The sequence below is a fragment of the Methanobrevibacter sp. genome, from assembly GCF_017940815.1.
Lineage (GTDB): Archaea > Methanobacteriota > Methanobacteria > Methanobacteriales > Methanobacteriaceae > Methanocatella.
Genome location: NZ_JAGAXX010000077.1, coordinates 19,145 through 38,061, shown reverse-complemented (window position 1 = coordinate 38,061; position 18,917 = coordinate 19,145). Strand labels below are relative to the sequence as shown.

The window sequence follows — 18,917 nt, the reverse complement described above, 5'->3', positions numbered from 1 at the left end:
TTATATGTTCAAGATTAGATACTTTAATTGCCAATTATAGAAAAAGATTGGCGGTTAAGGTAGATAATATGAACATGAAAATAAACACCATATGTTTCATTCTACTGTTTTTCTTTTTGATTTCGGCAGCAAGTGCCAGTGATAGCAGCAATGAAACATTAGAAATTGAAAATCAACCAACGCAAGAAACAGACAATCTTCAGATGATCGCCGACTCGGATGAAGTTCTATCAAAAAGTGCCGAGGTCAGAAGTTCGCTGACTCCTGCAAGCGACAGCAGCCAAAAGGCATTAACCAAGGCAACTCAAACCAAAGCCCAACTGAAAGTGACCCTGAAGGCGCCTGACGTCAAGATGCACTACAAGGATGGAAGCAAATTTAAGGTCACCTTGAAGGACAACAACAAAAAGGTGATGAAGAACACAAATGTCAAGATTGCAATAAACGGAGCAACATACACCAAAAAGACCGACTCGAATGGAATCGCCTTGCTTAGCTTAAACCTTAAGAGCGGAACATACAAGGTCGTTACAACCTATGACGGCTCAAGCGTTTATGCCAAGAAAAGCATCAACAGCAAGGTGACAATAAAAAGCACCATAAAATGCGGCGACCTTACAAAATACTACAAGAACACCGCATCGTACTATTCCACATTCTATGACAAGAAGGGAAAGCTGCTTAAAAAGACTGCAGTGAAATTCAATCTAAACAGCAAGACTTATTCCGTAAAGACCAATGCAAAAGGTGTTGGAAAGCTTGCCATTGACTTGAAACCCGGCAAATATAGCATAACTTCAAAAAATCCGACAACAACCGAAAGCATTACAAAAACAATTACAATAAAATCACTTCTTGAAACCAAAGACCTGACAATGAATGACGGATCCGGATCCAAATTCACTGTTAAGGTATTGAACAGCTACGGCAAGGCATCACCGAACAAAAAGGTCACCGTGAAAAGCAACGGCAAGACATACAACCTTAAAACCGACGCGAACGGACTGGCTTCAGTCGTGATTGATTTTGAGCCTGGAAAATACAGCGTGACCACAGAATACGACGGACTGAAAAACACAAATCAAATAACTGTAAACAAGGTGATAAGACATTCCCCCTTTAGCCACGTTACTTCAATTCCTAACTACGTTAATGTGACAACACCCTATGTCTTTCACAATTCCGCATACAGCCTGAAAACAGGACTGGACGGCATAATAAGGATGTCTAAAAACGAGGTTTACACCATTCAAATCAGTGAAACAAAGGCATATGTGTTCACCCAAGAGACAATTCCCGGAGTTGACTCAACAGTGATTGGATATAAAACCCATTTGGTTCCCTTTGACGGGAGCGGCATCAAGAGCGACTACAACAGGGCCAATCTGAAAGGGGACGGAATCCTGATTTCAAGCGGAGTCAACTACACTGAAATCGAGTACAGAAGCTCCACAGCAGAAAACACCGAATTCTTTGGAATGTACATGGACAAGGGAATGCAGAACAGCGAAACAATAACCTATGTCCAAAACAATAAGATCAAGGCCATGGTAAACTTCTACACCTACAGCTACGATGAGCTTGGATTGAAATACAATCTGGCAAAGTATTACGGCAAGAGCCTGTATGACTTCAACTACAAAAGCTATGACGAGATGACAAACAACAATGCAAACACCATCAGGTTTTCCGCAACCGGAGAGCCTGTGACATTCAACTACTTCGGAAAGGCAATCGTCGGATACCTCAAAAGCGAGGACATCAAGACCAGATTCATTGTCAATGGAGCTGAAGAGCTTGATAAATCAGAGACAATAAGCTACGGCCTTGGCGAGAAATACAGAAACACATTCGGATTTGAGGTGCTTCAAGGCTATGCCATACTTAACGAAAAGGTTACAAAAAGCATCTTGGAAAGCTGGAACGCTAAAGGTTCAGCATACCTGAGCAGACTTGGAATAATGAACCTTTACGGAATGTTTATGGCATCACTTGAAACCGCATGGATTGCTGATGAAAATGCAAATCAGCACGCAAAGGATTTTTCCGTAAGCTGGAAGAGAGCAAGCACAGCAACAATACTTGGCGGAATAAACCTGGAGGACACCTACCTGCATATCCTGAATTCAGACATGGGAATGAAGGTTTCCGGAAGTGCGGAAAATGTAAAAATGTTTAAGATGATCAATTCCCTCAACTTGCCAAATATTGAGGAATATGTGCTTAAGGCAGCATCAGACAGATACAGTGATGAGACCAACAGCTCATTGAGCAATTTATTGAACTCAATAGCCACAGGAAATTACAGTATCACACAATTGGGAGAACTTCTTTATGTGTTTGATGGAAACAACTCATCAATTGTTCTCAATACAACAAGCGGACTCAGCAATGTAATCATGTCCAATGGCAAGGACGTATACAAGGGATCTGCCATCCATACCAAGGATGATTGCTGCAGCGTATGCCAACTAGCCAGTGATTTTGTCAATGGCGTTAAAAATGGTCTTAGTCTTGGAATTTCTGGAATAAACAATTTGATAAACAAAAACCGTCCTTTAAGCATGCTTTTATACTATGGAGCAAAAAGCGTCCTTGGAAAGGTATTGAACGGTGCTTCTTCCGTTGCAATGGGCCTCTTCAATACCATGGCAATGGTCCAGACCGCCGGAGTGACCTACAGAAACGGAATCGTTAAAGAGAATGACTGGCACAGAGTAATGGACACCTTCACGTTCACAAGACCGGGATACCTCCAGGGAAAAAAGGTCTACAACATCCCAAACAAGAATGGAGGATATGATTACATAGAGGTGAAAATCAATGATGATTTAAGTTTGAATAGAGAAAATGTAAAGTATATTAGTAATGGCAAAACAAAACAGTTAACCAAACAGGAAACATACCAATACTTCAGTGACGAATACTGGACCCCGTTCAGCATGCCATCAAAGTATTGGGATAAAAGTTGGAAAGGCAGTTAAGGAGCCATTTAACTCCTTAACCCTTTCAGGAGAGTAACATGAACAGAACAGAAATAATCCTTATAATTATAGCAATTGTAGCATATATAATCGGCTCATTTATGTTTAATATCCCTATGGAAATGCACATCATGTTCATAGGACTTGTAATAATCCTATTGATTGCCACATTGGTATTGAAATACCAGCAGAAGTTCGTGAATGAAAAAGTAAGCAACACCGCACAACTCATTACCAAAGTATTGTTTATAATCTTGATTGTGACAATAGTGTTAGGCGCCGTATTCAGGCATGCGTTATTCAACCTGTATCAGATATGCATAGTACTGATGTTCATAACACTGTTTGTAGGATGGTTTTTCAAAAAAGAAGAAGATTGAAGTTAAAATATTGTATTTTAACTTATTTTATTTTTTATAACTGAATAGCTTCCTGAACAACTTCATCGTTGTCTTCGCCGTCATATAGGATGTGAGCCAAGTTCAACAATTTTTCCTGACCTTTTACCTCATCCTTGAACAAAGGCACTTCAGCGATGTGTTGGTCTGGGAACTTTTGGTCGATTAAGGCCAAACGTTTTTGCTGCAACTTGTGTCTTGAGTGGCAGAAATCACAGTCACAGATGTCAGGCATAACCTGGTTTACGATTACGCTGTCAACGGTGATGTCATATTTGCCCAATGCTTCCAAAGCCCTTTCGGATTCATAGATTGACATTTCTTCAGGAATGACAACCATCTTGAAGGTTGTCCTGTCAGGATCTGATAACACTTCTTTTGCCTTGTCGATTTGCTCTTTGGTTCTTTTCAAGTCTTCAGAGGTTTGAGGATCATCAACTGCATCCATGAAAGGCATGATTTTTTTAAGCGCATTTGTTGCGGTTCCTAATTTTGCCTTAAGCATCATCATTTTGCCCACCCATGAGTCCATTACTTCAGGGAAGGACAATAACCTTAATGTGTGTCCTGTAGGAGCTGTATCAAACACCACAACATCATACTCTTCGGAGTTCATTACACCCATAAAGAGTTCAAATGCTGCAGCCTCGTCTGCACCAGGTGAAGAGGATGCCATGTCCAATTGGTCGGATAAAAAGTCCATGCCCAACAAGCCTCCCGCATCATCAGGGTTTGCTGCCTTTTGAGCTTCAAGTTGAGCCTGTTTTTGCTCCATTGCAACATCAGGATCTATTTCAACCGCAAACAGGTTTGTCTTGATTTCACGAGGATAGCTTCCGATTGGAACTTCTAATGAATCTGATAGAGAATGTGCAGGGTCAGTTGATACGATTAATGTTTTTTTGCCTTGTTCAGCTAACCACAATGCTGTTGCAGATGAAACTGAGGTTTTTCCAACTCCTCCTTTTCCACCTACAAAAATGAATGTTGTCTTGTCCTTGTTAAATTTGAAATAATCTCTAAATGCCAAATAAATGACCTCCTTAAATAAACTTACTTTTAGTAGGCTCAAGTATTTTCCTATACTTATAGCCCATTTTGAGGGAATTTTTTCTACCTCAATTTCCACAACAATTTGGTAAATATAGGAATTATCTTTAAACTTACCTTTGGTAACTATATTTATTTTCATATAGTAACTATATACTTTTCGGTATGAAAATTCCAATACTTACCAAATGCTCTCTAGGACAATTTATAGTATAACTAAAATATAAAAATATGTTATAACTAACTTATAACGAGTTGACCAAAATGAGAGAATCAGACGAAATAATAATTAAGAATATGGCAGAGAGTAGAGGATTATCCAATGCCTCTTATCTAGGTTTTAAAAATGTTTTAAGACATTACACAAACTTCCAAGGAAAATCCTTGTTAGAACTAATAGAAGAAGCAGAAAACGAAGAAGAAGAAAAAATAAGATGGAAAAACAGGACCATAAAAACAAGACTCATCAGCTACATGAACTACTGCAAAGACAACATGACCATCAATTCAGCAAAACACTATTTAAAACTGGTTAAAATCTTCTACCACCACCATGAAATTGAAATTCATAAATTGCCAAGATTCAACGATAAAAATGCAAAAGTCAGAAGTCCAATTCAAACAAGTGATCTTCCAACAAAGGAAATATTATGTGAAGCTGTAGAGATTGCAGACCCACTGATGCAAGCATTGATATTATTTTTAGCTAGTAGTGGCATGAGTAAAATCGATGCTCTAAGTCTAACCATACAAGATTTCATAGATGCAACTAGCAGATATCACAATAGCAAAGATTGGAAAACCGCAATTGAAAAAATGAAAGAATTTGAAGGAGAAATAATACCTGTCTGGCATAGCAGAAGGAAAAAAACAAACAAATTCTTCATAACATTCAACAGCGATGAAGCAACCAGATTTATGATTCATTACCTTGAATACCGTAATGAAAAACTTAGATATAATCCTAAGAATAAAAATAAAACATTAAAACCAACCGATCAATTATTTAAAGTTTCAGAACAATACTTCAGCGTTAAATTCCAGCAACTGAATGATGCATTAGGATTAGGAACAATTGGAGATAATCCAGATGATGGTGTTAAAGGATACAACCGTTTAAGAGGACACATACTACGTAAATTCCATGCAAGTAGTCTTGAGAAAGCAGGAATGGACATATATTCCATTAATGTTATGCAAGGAAAAAGTAATGGTTCTGTTAATGATGTTTACTTCTTTGCAGACGAGGAAGTCCTTTTAGAGAAATATATCAACGCTATGGACGGAGTATTAATATTGTCAGAGGTTAAAGAGTATGATAGATATTCTCCAGAGTTTGCTGAACTTGAAAATGAGAACAAAGTATTAAAAGATGAAATAGATGATTTAAAAGGCGACATTGACAATATTAAAGCACTTCTTAAAAGCAATCGAATATGATTGACTACTATTTTATACAATCTACTAAATTTTATTTTTTTTGTTAAACACCGATTTGAAAAATATCGGTGTTTATTTTTTTAGGGTGTACAATTTAACATACTAACTTCTTTTAAAATGAATATTATTCAATAAATAGAAAGGAAAAGGTTTATATATTCAAAAAACAAAAGTACTAATTGCCCTCACTGTAAAAAATTGACCTCATCATGTAAAATTGACTTCATTATGAAAAATTGTTTTCAGTGAGATCCAACCGAAGAAATTTTAAAAAAAATATCATCATACGGAGAGTGATTGAAAAATCTGAAAAAAGTAGAATCAAAATTAGTATAACCAACCATTAGTTATGGGGTTAGTAATGAAAAATAAAAAAAGTTAAACGAGTCGACCAAAACATGTTTAAAAATTAATACTTTCAAAACTTAACCCAATTAATCAATTTATTCCAATAAATATATAAACATTTCCACACAAATGAGACTATATTTATTTTACTTAAATTATCCGGGTTTGTTTAACAGGATTTAATTTTTTATTCTTTTTTTATTAATTCACACATTACTTTTAACCACGATAACTGAAACATTGATCGTGAATGTTGAAAAATTATTTTTAAGGATTTATCTTATGATATTTATTTCATATTCACAGATTATGTGCAAAACCAAATTATGAATAATCTTCAATGACTTGTTCAAAAAAAGAGCAACGAGAAGTTAAAAGAGTTGACCAAAACATGTACGAACTAAGAAAATGGATAAACAAACCGCTGCTAAAAGAAATCATATATCCATCAATGAGTTTCGAAGAACTTAATGAAACCGTTGTTGAACTATGTGAAAAAGGAAATATCAGCAGCAGACAAGAATTCTTTGATTTGTATGAAATCGAGGAACTGGAGACGGGATTAAAAAATAATGAAGTATTATAATTAATCCTGAAGACTGACGAATTAAATTTAAAATATCATTTAAGAGTTGACCAAAACATGATAGAACAAACAATTAATGGAAAACCCTATGTTTTAGTTCCAAAAGATGCCTGGGAGAAAATATGGGAAGTATTTGATAAAATTGAAAAAAAAGGTGAATAGAATGAATACCTATCCACCATATCCTAAAGTTAACACAGATTCTGATGTTAACCAATTCGAAGACAACTATCACGGCATACTAACTCACAACGGTGAGATCAAAGTTGCCAAAGGTGATGTGGAACAAGTTATCCTCCACATTGATGACAATGGAACCGTACTGGTTATGGGTAGAGAAAAGGCATATGTCACACAAATTCATGCCAGATTATTGTCATTAATGCATTACGCTTCCAAAGGAGATATCGGATTTATAAAGTTCCGTAAAGGTGAAGCATTCATTGTTGGATTTAGGAAAAGTAAAGGAGCTGGTAAACATGTCTAAACCAGCAAGATTATATCCTAAAGAAGAACCACTGGATGTTAAACCAAGATTGATTTGGATTGGAAGTTTCATATTCGCCATAGTAATAGGATGGATTGGAATTGCAACAGCGACTGTAGGAATATAAAGGTGATTAAAATGGTTAAAGCTGAACTTATAGAAAATCCAGAAGAATCTAAAGAAACTGGATTAATAAACGTTGACAACGTTCCTAATGTTGATATAGCTATTGAACAGTGGGACGCTTATCAAAAACTCTGTAAAGGATTACTTAACGAAAGTGATTATCAGGAAATAATCGTTAAGGAAAAAGATGAAGATGGAAACTACGTTAAAGTGAAAAGACACTTTAAGAAAAAATCAGCATGGCAGAAACTCTCCCGTGCATTCAATGTTGACACCCACATTGTTGATCGTGACATTGAAAGAACCAAAATGGGAAGAGTCAAAGAAGCTTACTATTGCGTTAGAGCAACTCTCCCTAATGGCCGTAGTGTTGAATCAGATGCATTATGTTCAAGGTCTGAAAAAGGAAAAGACAAAGTCTCAGACCATACCATAATGTCTACTGCAAAGACACGTGCAACCAACCGTGCAATAGCTGAACTTATCGGAGCTGGTGAAACATCAGCAGAAGAAATGTCAGCTGAAAAAATGATTAACCAATCAAAATTTTTAAAAGAGGATAATTCCTCTTAAATAATTTTTTAGGAGATATTTAAATGAGTTTTAATTCCAAACAAACAATATTCACAGGTACCGAACTTGATTATGAAGAAATTGTAGATATTCCAGAAGGATATGAAAAAGCAGAGCTAAAAGACTTTGAAGATGGCAAACTCCTAAGAGGCAGACCAGAAATGTCTTCAGTAACTTCCTACACCTTCGATGATGATGGTGAAGAAAAAACCGTTAACAGATTCAAGTTATACATCTTCCAGGATGAAGACCAGCTATACATTGAAATCAATGTCAACCTCAAAAACGATGGAGACCTCCACAAAAACATCAGAAAAGGAAGTGTGCTTTTTGATTTCATCACTTCAATTCTTGAACTCGAAAATGCCGGAAGTGTTGGTAAATCCAACATTATCAGAAACGTTAACTTAAAAGAATATCGTGAATTCGTTAACAATTTGGGAGAAATGACAATCCAGGTTAAAGAGAAAACAGGAAGCTATACCTATTACAGCTTCATTGTACGTGATGTTCAAGTAAGATAATGGAGTAGGCCAATGGCAAGTGGTAAAGCACTGTTAAAGAAATTCATTAAAGATAATCTTAAAGAAGAGATCGATAAACTCAAATCTCAAAACAGACAGTGTAAAGTCAGTATTGATTATGAAGACCTCAATCAGTTTCTAATTGAACAATCCGGAAAGGATTTCTGGAAACATCAGATTTATGAATACATTGATCAGATGGAGGAGATTTTCAATACTGGCAATGTTGCCTTAAAATTCATGAATGTACCTGAAAGGGACAACCTCCATGATCTGGATGCCACATGCAATAACAAATGGATAAGCACAAAAGCAATGATTAAAAATATGACAGACGTTAGAGTTGACTTGAAACAGGCCAGTTATGTCTGCAGGGAATGCGGAGCGCAGAACATTGTAAATATTGCTGACCCCAACCAGGGCGAAACTATACCTGCATACTGCAGGAATCCCGATTGTGCGGGAACAAGCAAATCAATGTTTCTTGACAAGGACACCAGCATCTACAGAAACTATAAGCTGTTGAAACTTGAGGAACCTTTGGAATTAAGGAGTGGTGGAAGTTCAAGGGAATTCAAGGCCATTGTATTGGATTATCTTGCCTCACCGTTTACCAATCTGAAAGTTGGTGATGTTGTCAATGTTTGCGGAACATTCAAGATAGAACCACGAAGAGTAAAGGGAAGAAGTGACGGATATGAATTCATCATACATGTTCACAACATTACTCAAGTGGATGATGTCTTTGAGGATTCAAGAATATCCGAAGAGGATATTAATGAAATAATTAATCTATCTAAAGAGGACGATATTTTTGAATTATTATGCAATAGCTTAGCTCCTGAAGTTTACGGTTATGAATATGTGAAGAAAGGTTTGATACTTCAATTATTTGAAGGCAATCGGCCAGTAAATGACAGCTTCAAATCCAGCATGATGGACCGATGGACAATACATGTGCTGCTTATAGGTGACCCTGGTATCGGTAAGTCACAACTGATACAGTCAATGAAAAAGCGTGCACCAAAAAACATTACCATATCTGGAACAAACACTTCACAGGCAGGACTGACAGTATCTACCGTTAAAGATGAACTTACAGGAACATGGACAATGGAAGCAGGTGCAACAGTACTTGCAGACACTGGAGTATTATGTATTGATGAATATGACAAGCTTTCACCATCAGCACAGAAGAGTTTGAACGAACCTATGGAACAATCATGCGTTAGCTCAGCAAAAGCAGGACTCGTTCAGGTCATGTCAGCGAGAACATCAATACTTGCAGGTGCAAATCCAAAATACAGCAAGTTCGATCCATACAAATTATATCGGGAGCAACTGGACATACCGGAATCCAACTTGTCCCGTTTTGATTTGATCTTTGTTTTAACGGATGATGTTGATGAGGAAAAGGATTCCAAACTTGCAGATGCACTGCTTAACAAAGATTACATTGTAGATGAATCTGAAATACTGGATATTGACTTATTCAAAAAGTATATCACATGGATTAAGGCAAACTGCTTTCCAGTATTAAGCAGTGAAGCAAAAACATTGCTGCGTGAGTTTTATGTTGATACCAGAAAAACCGCTTTAGAAACCAGTGATGGCAAACCAATCACTCCAAGAGATTTGAAGGCTTTAGAGAGATTGACAATAGCTAGAGCAAAATGTGAATACAGACAAGAAGCAACAATAACAGATGCTATTGAAGCTATTGATATTTACAAGGAAGCATTAAGTGGATTGGGATTAACATTAGCAACTGCTGGTGAGCTTCATGGAATTCATTCTGAAAATGAATTAAGTGCTATATCTGAAATGGAGAATATGATTAGAAGTAATATAGCTATTGAAGGAGTGCCATTATCTGCCGAATCATTAAGGCATCTTGAAATGGAATGTGGAGTATTATGTCATGAGAAAGGCATTAATCGTGAGGGTATCTTTGACATTGCATATTCAAATGTGAAAAACTCTCTATAGGGATGTTTTTGAAATCATGGTCATATGGTCATAATGCCCATATGGTCATAATATTTCAAGACCCCTGACACCTTTTTGAGAATTGAGTATTATTTATGGAGTTTAAAAATATGACTAAAAAAAGTTTGAAGATTAGTATTGAAGAAGATATTTTAGAAAAAGCAAAAAGGGATATACCTAATCTATCTGGATTTGTAGAAGAATGTTTGAAACATTACTTCGGTTATGCAGAAGGAACAATCCCTGTAGGAGACATCAATGAAATCACAGATAAGATTGGTAAATTAAATGTAGAATTGTTTTTAATAAATCAGAACTACAATGCAAAAGAAAATATGAAAAGAGCAGAAGATGAGAAAAAAAATAAGGCATGGAGATTTTTATGGAATGATTTCAGACCAAGATTAATTCCTGATGAAACTTTAATGGAAAAAGCTATTGAAGAATTGGGAATGGATGAAGAGAAGTTAGAGGATATTCTGGACTGGGTTCATATTACTGATGTTAAAGTTGACACTAACACCTGGCAGGACGTATTGGAAAAATACAATGAAAACGAAGCCGAACATTAAGTTAATGTAGTTTATGTGGAATACCACTTATCCACATTAACTCTTTTATTTTGAACATCAGAAACTAATTTTTCATATCCTCCAGTGAATGCCACTACACAGTCATCATGAATAGCTTCATTCGGATATGCAGTTATTTTTTCAAGAAATTCCATCGCCCATTTTTTGGTGAACCCGGTCGAATCCTTTCCAACCAGAAAAATTCCATTCTTTTGAATGTCGGCTGAAACTCTTCTTGCACGGTCAACCTTATTCTCCCTTGAGTTTCCAGTGCCTGTAGCAAAGCCTCTTCTTGTCAGCTCATCAATGATAAGCAATCCGAAGTTTTTACCAGTGCTTCCGTCAAGTTCAATGTATTGGATATCAGACTTGTCACGAGCAGCAGTATTGATAATTTCATTGATCAAGTTTCTTGACTCAAGCTGAAACTCATATGAATCAACAATGTAAATATTTCCGTTTAGATCTTTAGCCAGAAGAACTCCCGCAGTATAATCTGGATCACTACTTTTCAGTTTATCATCATTCAACACTTCTGTTGCAGCGAGATCCCAATACCTGATTACTTTAACGATTGGTATTTTCAGGTATTCATTATAGGAGATTAAGTGGAAGTCTGATTCATCGAATAGCTGACCTTTAACTGAAGCATACCAGTTACCGTTCATTAACTGTTCCCTTGTGACTCTATCAAGACCCATTAGATATTCTTCATAGTCTTTTCTATCTAAATAAATGTTATCTAAATAGCTTGAGCTTATGAATCTGATTTGTGATTTGTCCTGAATGTCCTCATCAATCTTTTCGATGAATCTTTCACGTACCCATTTGTTTCCACGTTTTCCAGGATTGCTGGAGCACATTAACTGTGTTGGAAGCTTATTGTCTTTGGTTTTCCTTACCCTTGACCTCATATAGATATATTTGAATCTTTCAAGCTGTGTCAGTTCATCTATTCCAATGAATTGGTATTCTGAACCTTGATAAGTATCAAGGTCGTTAATGTTTCTTAAATATCCGAAGGTTAATGAATTTCCATTGGGAAATGTCCATGAATGTTCTGTTCCATCCCATTTTGGTTTGATAGCTGAATTATTTTGAATTTCCTTTCTGTTTAACCACTGACTTGCTTTATGTATTAAAGCTCCTTTACGCTTCAAGTCAGATAAAGTACGCCTCAATATTAATGCATGATATTCATTGGCATCATCCTGAACATAGAATAAAGCTCTCATGAGTAGACTTGTTGATTTACTTCCTCCAGCTGCACCGCCAATCAAGACTTCCTTTTCTGTAGCCAGTATCATCTCGGCCTGTTTTGGAAAAGGATTGAAAGGTATATATGGATTTTCATATACGCATTTCTGAAGAATAGCTTTATCTTTAGCGTCCAAATGGAATTTGCCGTTTTCATCATACATTGTTATCATCTATCTGTTTTGCAAGGATTTCTATTTCTTCCATCATGTCCTTTTGTGAAAGTTCTATTTTCTTATCTTCCAGTTCTAACACTCTGTTTTTGAATAGTCTGTCCATTTCATCTTTGAACAGTTTGTTTTTAGCGTCAAATGCTCTGACGGATAATTCAAGGTATCTTATTTTTAATTCTGTTAGGTCAAGCAGGTATCTGGCAAGGCTTTTTTCATTGGCATGGTGTCTTACTTCTTGGTCAAGCTTGTCAAAGTCTATTTCAATAGCTACTGCATTTTTGGTAATCTTGTCCAGGTTCTCAAGTCCTGTTTTGATATCAGTTACCTGCTGCTGAAGAATATTGTCAATAGCCAAATCGATATTGTCTTGGTGAACGTTATTGTCTGTTATTTGTTTTTGTGTGATGGCTCTGTTTGTTAGGGAGTCTTTATCTCTTGCTCTTGGGTCTTTATCGTTATCGGTTAAATTGTATTTCTTTTTGAATCTTGAAAATGTTGCTCTGCTTACTTCTAATTTGTGTTCGTCTGCCAGCCATCTTCTGACACTTTCATCTGTTGCTCCTTGAGTTTTTATTACTTGTATTTCATCCAGAAGTGTTTCGAGGAAATCTCCTTTGGTTATTTTTAATCCTGCCTTGAACTGCTTGAATGTTGTAAGTGAAACTTCACGTTCATATTTTGTTTTTAATAGCTCTATAATCTCCTTGTTGCTCATTGCCTTTTTGCAGCAGTTGATTATTTCCTGTTCGTGCTCCTCTAAAAAATAATGAACATCAGAATTTACACGATCCATAGGTTACCTCCTATAAATCTCTTAATTCCTTTTCAAGCTGTTCCTTTTTAGCTTGGATAATTTTGTATTCATTCTGTTTTATTAATTTCTGAAGAACTGGATCACTGTCAATTATCTCCATGGTTTCTTCTGCATCACCAATAGCTATCAGTTTTGCTCCAAGCTCGTATGCATCTTTATGGTTGAAGGTTGATTCTTCTACTATTTTTTTGAGTGTTATATCCACTCTTGCGCTGATGTTGGTTTTTTCGGTTATCATAATACATATATTTATTATGTAATATATATAAAAGTTTATTATAAAAAAAATATATAAGTAATAATAAAATTATTACTTACACGATACAAAATAAGTTTTTTTATTAAGAGCATTATCCTGGAGATTTATTTTTTGAAGTTTTATTGTTGCTGTTCTTTTTCATCCAGTTCGGCAAGTTCCTTTTTCAAATCATGTATTTTCATTTCTTTATAGTGTCTTTCAAACTTACCGGTTTCAATAAGAAAAGCTGATACTTCAAGAGCATCTCTATAGGTATAATTGGACTCTTGTATAATTTTCTTTTTTTCTTCATCCATATAGGATGAGGTATTATTAACATTGGCCATATATATTACAACCTATATAATAATTAATATAATATTATATTATTACATTTATATAAAGTTAATTATTTAACTCATACAATTATTATTTGGTTTTAAAAAAGATTTATTTAATGATAAAATAAAAAAAAGAGTTAACATGGACTGTTAACTTGAATATAAATCTGTAAAAATCCAAGATGGATCATAAGCTATTATATTTCCGTCTTCACACCAGATTGTTCTGACATTGCCTGAAGTTGTATCGGCTACTGCAGCAGGATCACGGTTAATCCAGTTTCCACTAGTATGTTTCTTATGCCTCAACCTTAACCTAATGTGGCCAGTTCCTGAGACCCTGCATCTGACATGGACAAACTGCACCTCATAACCTAATGATTTAGCTAGTCGGATAAGTCAGAGAGATTACTCTCTCTTTCTCTCCTAAGAACCGAACGTGTGGCTTTCACCACTATTCGGCTCAAGCATACTTTATAAGAAAGTAAGCGACTATTTCAATAGATAACTGGAGTTATTATATGTGAGTTAACCAAATAAATATTCGAAAGGTGTTTTCAACAAGCGTTTATCGAAGTATTCATCATATTCAACGTCATAAGGTGAAGCACGATATTTAATGCATTTATGATATTGGATACTAATCCATGACATTTTATCCACTTGGCTACCAGTTTTAGGGTCAGTAAAAGTCCATCTATCATTATGACCGGGATGTTCAGATACTTTAAAATGTTTCTTAACTCTCCATTTAGTAGATTTATTAGGATACCATCTTTTGATTTGTCTCATCCAGAGTCTAAAGATATAATTATCCATTTTACTGAATAATTTCTTATTTGAACCTCTCTTCCAGTAATTACCAGTCCCATTAATTAAATAGTTGAGGCGAGTAATACTCTCTTCAAGATTCCATGGGTAGCAATTGCGAATGATAACTTTGGCCTTGTCCATAAAAGATTTGATGCTGTCATTAGATGCTTTAATAAGCACCTTATCACGATCTTTACCTTTGTAGCATCGTATATTATATCCCAAAAAGTCAAAACCATCATATAGATTTGTAATCCTTGTTTTATCCGAAGCCAAGGTTAAACCTCTTTCATTCAAATAGTCATCTAACAAGCCATACAATGCTTCTGCATCCTCCAATGTCTTACACAATACTACAAAATCATCGGCGTACCTAATAACAACATATTTGGATTCATTTGAATAATAAAGACGATTGTTCTTTATTCTTCTCCGATATTTGATATTAAGTGCCTCTTCCATACCATGAAGCGCAATATTGGCCAATAATGGAGATATAATGCCCCCTTGCGGAGTGCCAGTTCTGGTTCTATAAAATACATCATTTTCAAGATATCCTGCTTCCAACCATTTCTTAATCAACTTTTTAAGAGGAAAATTACCTAGTTTATCCAATATATGTTGATGACTCAAAGTATCAAAGCAAGATTTGAAATCTCCTTCAAAGACATATAATCTCTTTAAACCTCTTGTATGAGCATGTATTTTTGCAATAGCATCACCAGTTCCACGAAGAGGTCTAAAACCAAAACTATTCGCTCCAAACTTAGCTTCCCACATTGGCTCTAATGCTAACTTACATATTTCTTGATATATTCTATCAATAATACTAGGAATGCCTAAAGGCCTTGTTTTTCCATTCTTTTTAGGAATATAAATCCTACGAACAGGCTTAGGATTATGTAGGCTAATTTTGTAATTTGAAAGTTTATAAAATAGAGCCATACGTTCGCTATCCGTTCTTATGATTTTACCATCAATACCACTAGTTCTTTTACCTTTATTTCTTTTGGTTACTACATAAATAGCATATAATAAACTCCTTTTATCATTAACTAACAGTCTACATAGACTGTTAACTTTTCTATAGTCACCTGCTTTCTCTGCTTCAAATATCCGTTTTTGTATCTTAAATATGGCATACCCAAGAGATTTCCAGTTAATGGACTTCCACTCTTTCCCAAGTACTCTTTTGTCTGATTCCACAGACTGCAATATATCGCTATATCCAGTTTTCATTGCCAAAATCACACTCTCATAAAATCTTTATATTTATTTCACATTCAAGACATCTTCCGTTTTAAATGAAACAAAAGATACACCTGCTAAAAGTCAGCCTATCCCACACAGTTATTATATTTGTCAGTTTACTGATAATCTTTCGATTAAAGTGGGCATTTGCTTCCTTTAGCATCCCCTACCCAGAAAAGAACATCAGATTTCCTCACGGTCACCCTACCACATCAAGTGGGCAGTTCTGGGCTTACCAAGTTAACCAGTTGTTAGATACGATTAGGTTAGGTTCTCCAATTACACCGACTGGTATGAGGGTTGTGTCCTATATACATGCACAGAAAATCATGTATGACCTTTTATCCAGTAATACAATGGCTCTTCGAAACTTCCTACCCATTGCTGTCTATGACGATGCTTTTTTCAGGAGTTCACGGTCGTTAACCAATACTAATCTTTCTCTCGCCCTTGTGCCATTGGAAGTTATGACATCAATTAGGCTTTACCTTTCATGCAACCCACCCCACCGTTACCGGTGACGCAGTTTCAAGGGAGAATAACGCGCACAACAACGTTATCAGTTAATTAACTGCACTAACATATGTTAATTAAACATATAACAAATTACTGGTCCTAGCTTGTCGCACTTCTATAATACACTTGCCCCCAGTCCACACAATTGGAACCTTTACCATCCTTAGCGTCGGTTATTGTTTTCTTGTCTGTTTTTTGTGAATCAAAGTATTTGCTGTATAATTTCTTTTTAGCTATTACTGCCAGTGCCTCATCAATACTATTACCTTTGAAAGTATAAGTCTTTATAAATAACTTCATTGTTGAATCGTTATAGTCAGGTAATGTTGACTTGCGATAGACAATTGCCGGAAGTCTTCCGTTTGCTCTGATATAGCTTTCAGTTCTTATGGCCATGTCAACATATTCGGCCTTGTCGATTTGAGTTCCGTTCTTTAGTGTTACATAGTTTGGAAGGAAATCTAAAGATTTATTATCTTTAATTAAAGCCATTGTATACATTGCCACCAGCTTATCTGTTCCAAGTTTTTTAGCTTTCTTTTCTATACTTTTACAGTTACCTTTTAATGTTAATATCTGGTAATGGTCACGTTTCCTGTACTTCTTCTGGTTTTGGACAAGCCAGTAGGCGATTGAATTCATTGCCTGGCAAAAGCCTGTCCAGCTGATATAATCATTTGACATATAATATAATATGTATTATCTTATTTATTATATTTTTTATATAAATAATATAATAAAAAATGTTGTCATTTCCAAGTGTTGAAACAACCATCGTTTACATAAAGACATCATCAATAAAATCAACAGTTAGTGTGTCAGATGCAATATACTGAATCAACATTAACATTAACGGTGAGGTTTTAGCAAATATAATTGCTTTTTAAAATGAGATATATATGAAATCATTTGTCAATGTTACGGTTATGGATCCATTCCCTATGCTTGCCAATAGCTACCCTAACAATAACATCGATTAGATCAAGATCATCAATCTGTTTGAAGTAAAATTGTGCTGGCCCTTCCAACATTTGTCTTAAATCATAGAATGGTCTTGGTTTAACCGCATCAGGATTCATCAATCCATAATTCTTTAACAGTTTGATATTTTCTGTTTCGTACTTTTCCAGTTTGGATTTCTGCACTTTACCAGCTACGGTCTTTTCTTTCTTGTCAAATATCTTAGCTATTTGTGATGAGTCAATCAGGATACTGGATTCTATTAACAATAATGTTATTTCTTTTCCTCTAACGGTTATTGTTGTTGGATGTGAATTCTCAGTATCTAAAATTAGTTTCATTGTTATTGCCCTCATGATTATATTGATTTTACTGTTTAAAATATATAGCTGGGAAGAGTAAAACCCAGCTATTTTATGGATTCGGAGTTAAACTCTTAGCAGAAGATGTAGTGAAGAAAAAGCAACTAAAACTTCACTAACCTAAGATTTTTTATTCTTTTATCCCTACACGTTCCCACGAAAGGGCCAGGAGATTTTAATTATGGTTTTATGCTCTGAAGTTTCCTTTGATGATTCTGTTAGGAGCATTCATTAAAACACCAACGCTTGAAAGTATGAACAGCTTTGTATACATTGGAAGTTCATCACGAATGTCCTTGCGCATGAATTCAATCAATGGATAAAAGTCATACATCTCCCCGTCAGGCCCTAAAGGAGCAACGGTTGTTCCGGTAGTTCTTGAGTATAAGAGTTTCATTCCAGGATTTATGTAGTCCATACCGATGTATGTCTTGTCACCCATCTCAGAACCTCCATCACATACAGCAGTTCCTAAGATGTCAATGTTGTCCACACCGTAATAGCTTTTGATTAACTCTACAGGTTCGACCTGTCTGTTGCTTGAAAAGATATCTGACTTTAATGTGGTCAGTGATTTATAGCTGACGGCCATACTGTTCAGGTTGGTAAAGCTTCCTGCTGATTCCTTGAACTTTTCCTGAGCCTTAAGGATGGTCATTCCTGTATCGTCACCTGCTTCAAAGTCATAGGTAGCTACTTTGGAGGAATTCATAATCATGTCAATAGCTGCCTTTTCAATGCTGCGGCCGATAAGAATACCCACATCCTGGAGCATGTCATTAACGGAGATTAAATTGGAATCAAGCATTTGAGCGGAAACGTTTAACACTCCACCGATAGTGTCAATGGAGATTGTCTCACTGATTGGTTTTCTGACGTTCAGTTCCTGAAGGGTTGCACCAGGAGCAATATCTTTTGCCTCACCAAGAACACCAGACTGAATAGCTTCCTCAATATTGACTCTTTGTGACATGTAAGTGTAGTATTGGGAGTTTTCTTCAATTTCCTGCTTTGGCAATAGTCTAGTGAATTTCATCCACTTTGCAGAAGTGTCAGCTACAATCTGCGCCATCACTTCATTTTGTACTTTAGCATCATTTCCTTTGGTTAGCATT

The 18,917-nt window shown here is 35.7% G+C and carries 20 protein-coding genes; 10 read left to right on the top strand and 10 right to left on the bottom strand.

The features are described from left to right. The first annotated feature begins 68 nt into the window (after window positions 1-68). Both ILA26_RS09140 and ILA26_RS09135 read left to right on the top strand, forming a co-directional pair. Complete coding sequence (locus ILA26_RS09140; protein WP_292896553.1) at window positions 69-2,984, top strand: Ig-like domain-containing protein; 2,916 nt, start codon at window positions 69-71, stop codon at window positions 2,982-2,984. A 38-nt stretch (window positions 2,985-3,022) separates the two neighbouring features. After that, entirely contained in the window at window positions 3,023-3,364 is a 342-nt protein-coding gene (locus ILA26_RS09135) for a hypothetical protein (protein WP_292896551.1), read from the top strand. A 34-nt stretch (window positions 3,365-3,398) separates the two neighbouring features. On the opposite strand, the gene ILA26_RS09130 is transcribed toward ILA26_RS09135, so the two are convergent. Continuing rightward, window positions 3,399-4,412, bottom strand: coding sequence for an ArsA family ATPase (locus ILA26_RS09130; protein ID WP_292896549.1), 1,014 nt, complete (start codon window positions 4,410-4,412; stop codon window positions 3,399-3,401). 494 nt (window positions 4,413-4,906) lie between these two features. On the opposite strand from ILA26_RS09130, the gene ILA26_RS09125 reads away from it, so the two are divergent. The 8 genes from ILA26_RS09125 (at window position 4,907) to ILA26_RS09090 (ending at window position 11,077) form a co-directional block, all read left to right on the top strand. Beyond that, the gene (locus ILA26_RS09125) at window positions 4,907-5,872 is read left to right on the top strand and encodes a hypothetical protein (protein ID WP_292896547.1); all 966 of its coding nucleotides are present in this window, start codon (window positions 4,907-4,909) and stop codon (window positions 5,870-5,872) included. A 739-nt stretch (window positions 5,873-6,611) separates the two neighbouring features. After that, a complete protein-coding gene (locus tag ILA26_RS09120; RefSeq protein WP_292896545.1) occupies window positions 6,612-6,806 on the top strand; it encodes a hypothetical protein in 195 nt (64 codons plus the stop codon). 163 nt (window positions 6,807-6,969) lie between these two features. Then, window positions 6,970-7,293, top strand: coding sequence for a hypothetical protein (locus ILA26_RS09115; RefSeq protein ID WP_292896543.1), 324 nt, complete (start codon window positions 6,970-6,972; stop codon window positions 7,291-7,293). Then, a complete protein-coding gene (locus ILA26_RS09110; protein ID WP_292896541.1) occupies window positions 7,286-7,420 on the top strand; it encodes a hypothetical protein in 135 nt (44 codons plus the stop codon). The genes ILA26_RS09115 and ILA26_RS09110 overlap by 8 nt, the downstream gene beginning before the upstream one ends. A gap of 11 nt (window positions 7,421-7,431) precedes the next feature. Beyond that, on the top strand, window positions 7,432-7,992 hold the full coding sequence (locus ILA26_RS09105) for a hypothetical protein (RefSeq protein WP_292896539.1): 561 nt from the start codon (window positions 7,432-7,434) through the stop codon (window positions 7,990-7,992). Window positions 7,993-8,015: 23 nt separating this feature from the next. Continuing rightward, window positions 8,016-8,516: a hypothetical protein gene (locus ILA26_RS09100; protein ID WP_292879037.1), complete on the top strand. Its 501-nt coding sequence runs from the start codon at window positions 8,016-8,018 to the stop codon at window positions 8,514-8,516. A gap of 12 nt (window positions 8,517-8,528) precedes the next feature. Further along, window positions 8,529-10,505 carry a minichromosome maintenance protein MCM gene (locus ILA26_RS09095; RefSeq protein ID WP_292879038.1) on the top strand — a complete coding sequence of 659 codons (1,977 nt, stop codon included), beginning with the start codon at window positions 8,529-8,531 and terminating at the stop codon, window positions 10,503-10,505. Between the two features lie 110 nt (window positions 10,506-10,615). Then, window positions 10,616-11,077, top strand: coding sequence for a hypothetical protein (locus ILA26_RS09090; RefSeq protein WP_292896537.1), 462 nt, complete (start codon window positions 10,616-10,618; stop codon window positions 11,075-11,077). 11 nt (window positions 11,078-11,088) lie between these two features. On the opposite strand, the gene ILA26_RS09085 is transcribed toward ILA26_RS09090, so the two are convergent. The 9 genes from ILA26_RS09085 to ILA26_RS09045 form a co-directional block, all read right to left on the bottom strand. Then, window positions 11,089-12,498 (bottom strand): phage terminase large subunit, encoded by a 1,410-nt coding sequence (locus ILA26_RS09085; protein WP_292896535.1) that lies wholly within the window; start codon window positions 12,496-12,498, stop codon window positions 11,089-11,091. Next, window positions 12,491-13,300: a hypothetical protein gene (locus ILA26_RS09080; protein ID WP_292896533.1), complete on the bottom strand. Its 810-nt coding sequence runs from the start codon at window positions 13,298-13,300 to the stop codon at window positions 12,491-12,493. Before ILA26_RS09080 ends, ILA26_RS09085 begins: the two co-directional genes overlap by 8 nt. Window positions 13,301-13,310: 10 nt before the next feature. Further along, window positions 13,311-13,559 (bottom strand): hypothetical protein, encoded by a 249-nt coding sequence (locus ILA26_RS09075; RefSeq protein ID WP_292896531.1) that lies wholly within the window; start codon window positions 13,557-13,559, stop codon window positions 13,311-13,313. 140 nt (window positions 13,560-13,699) lie between these two features. Continuing rightward, window positions 13,700-13,876, bottom strand: a complete 177-nt coding sequence (locus ILA26_RS09070; RefSeq protein WP_292886609.1) for a hypothetical protein — start codon at window positions 13,874-13,876, stop codon at window positions 13,700-13,702. 174 nt (window positions 13,877-14,050) lie between these two features. Continuing rightward, window positions 14,051-14,266: a hypothetical protein gene (locus ILA26_RS09065; protein WP_292896529.1), complete on the bottom strand. Its 216-nt coding sequence runs from the start codon at window positions 14,264-14,266 to the stop codon at window positions 14,051-14,053. Window positions 14,267-14,428: 162 nt separating this feature from the next. After that, window positions 14,429-15,952, bottom strand: a complete 1,524-nt coding sequence (gene ltrA / locus ILA26_RS09060) for a group II intron reverse transcriptase/maturase (protein ID WP_292896571.1) — start codon at window positions 15,950-15,952, stop codon at window positions 14,429-14,431. Between the two features lie 627 nt (window positions 15,953-16,579). Next, entirely contained in the window at window positions 16,580-17,164 is a 585-nt protein-coding gene (locus ILA26_RS09055; RefSeq protein ID WP_292896527.1) for a pseudomurein-binding repeat-containing protein, read from the bottom strand. 221 nt (window positions 17,165-17,385) lie between these two features. Beyond that, a complete protein-coding gene (locus tag ILA26_RS09050; RefSeq protein WP_292896525.1) occupies window positions 17,386-17,781 on the bottom strand; it encodes a hypothetical protein in 396 nt (131 codons plus the stop codon). A 208-nt stretch (window positions 17,782-17,989) separates the two neighbouring features. After that, window positions 17,990-18,916: a hypothetical protein gene (locus tag ILA26_RS09045; RefSeq protein WP_292896523.1), complete on the bottom strand. Its 927-nt coding sequence runs from the start codon at window positions 18,914-18,916 to the stop codon at window positions 17,990-17,992. Between the last annotated feature and the right edge of the window lies 1 nt (window position 18,917).

What these genes read in the sequence shown, in the direction of transcription:
- ILA26_RS09140 (WP_292896553.1), top strand. Translation starts at nt 69, where the DNA reads ATGAACATGAAAATAAACACCATATGTTTCATTCTACTGTTTTTCTTT.
- ILA26_RS09135 (WP_292896551.1), top strand. Translation starts at nt 3,023, where the DNA reads ATGAACAGAACAGAAATAATCCTTATAATTATAGCAATTGTAGCATAT.
- ILA26_RS09125 (WP_292896547.1), top strand. Translation starts at nt 4,907, where the DNA reads ATGAACTACTGCAAAGACAACATGACCATCAATTCAGCAAAACACTAT.
- ILA26_RS09120 (WP_292896545.1), top strand. Translation starts at nt 6,612, where the DNA reads ATGTACGAACTAAGAAAATGGATAAACAAACCGCTGCTAAAAGAAATC.
- ILA26_RS09115 (WP_292896543.1), top strand. Translation starts at nt 6,970, where the DNA reads ATGAATACCTATCCACCATATCCTAAAGTTAACACAGATTCTGATGTT.
- ILA26_RS09110 (WP_292896541.1), top strand. Translation starts at nt 7,286, where the DNA reads ATGTCTAAACCAGCAAGATTATATCCTAAAGAAGAACCACTGGATGTT.
- ILA26_RS09105 (WP_292896539.1), top strand. Translation starts at nt 7,432, where the DNA reads ATGGTTAAAGCTGAACTTATAGAAAATCCAGAAGAATCTAAAGAAACT.
- ILA26_RS09100 (WP_292879037.1), top strand. Translation starts at nt 8,016, where the DNA reads ATGAGTTTTAATTCCAAACAAACAATATTCACAGGTACCGAACTTGAT.
- ILA26_RS09095 (WP_292879038.1), top strand. Translation starts at nt 8,529, where the DNA reads ATGGCAAGTGGTAAAGCACTGTTAAAGAAATTCATTAAAGATAATCTT.
- ILA26_RS09090 (WP_292896537.1), top strand. Translation starts at nt 10,616, where the DNA reads ATGACTAAAAAAAGTTTGAAGATTAGTATTGAAGAAGATATTTTAGAA.
- ILA26_RS09085 (WP_292896535.1), bottom strand. Translation starts at nt 12,498, where the DNA reads ATGTATGATGAAAACGGCAAATTCCATTTGGACGCTAAAGATAAAGCT.
- ILA26_RS09080 (WP_292896533.1), bottom strand. Translation starts at nt 13,300, where the DNA reads ATGGATCGTGTAAATTCTGATGTTCATTATTTTTTAGAGGAGCACGAA.
- ILA26_RS09075 (WP_292896531.1), bottom strand. Translation starts at nt 13,559, where the DNA reads ATGATAACCGAAAAAACCAACATCAGCGCAAGAGTGGATATAACACTC.
- ILA26_RS09070 (WP_292886609.1), bottom strand. Translation starts at nt 13,876, where the DNA reads ATGGATGAAGAAAAAAAGAAAATTATACAAGAGTCCAATTATACCTAT.
- ltrA (WP_292896571.1), bottom strand. Translation starts at nt 15,952, where the DNA reads ATGAAAACTGGATATAGCGATATATTGCAGTCTGTGGAATCAGACAAA.
- ILA26_RS09055 (WP_292896527.1), bottom strand. Translation starts at nt 17,164, where the DNA reads ATGTCAAATGATTATATCAGCTGGACAGGCTTTTGCCAGGCAATGAAT.
- ILA26_RS09050 (WP_292896525.1), bottom strand. Translation starts at nt 17,781, where the DNA reads ATGAAACTAATTTTAGATACTGAGAATTCACATCCAACAACAATAACC.
- ILA26_RS09045 (WP_292896523.1), bottom strand. Translation starts at nt 18,916, where the DNA reads ATGCTAACCAAAGGAAATGATGCTAAAGTACAAAATGAAGTGATGGCG.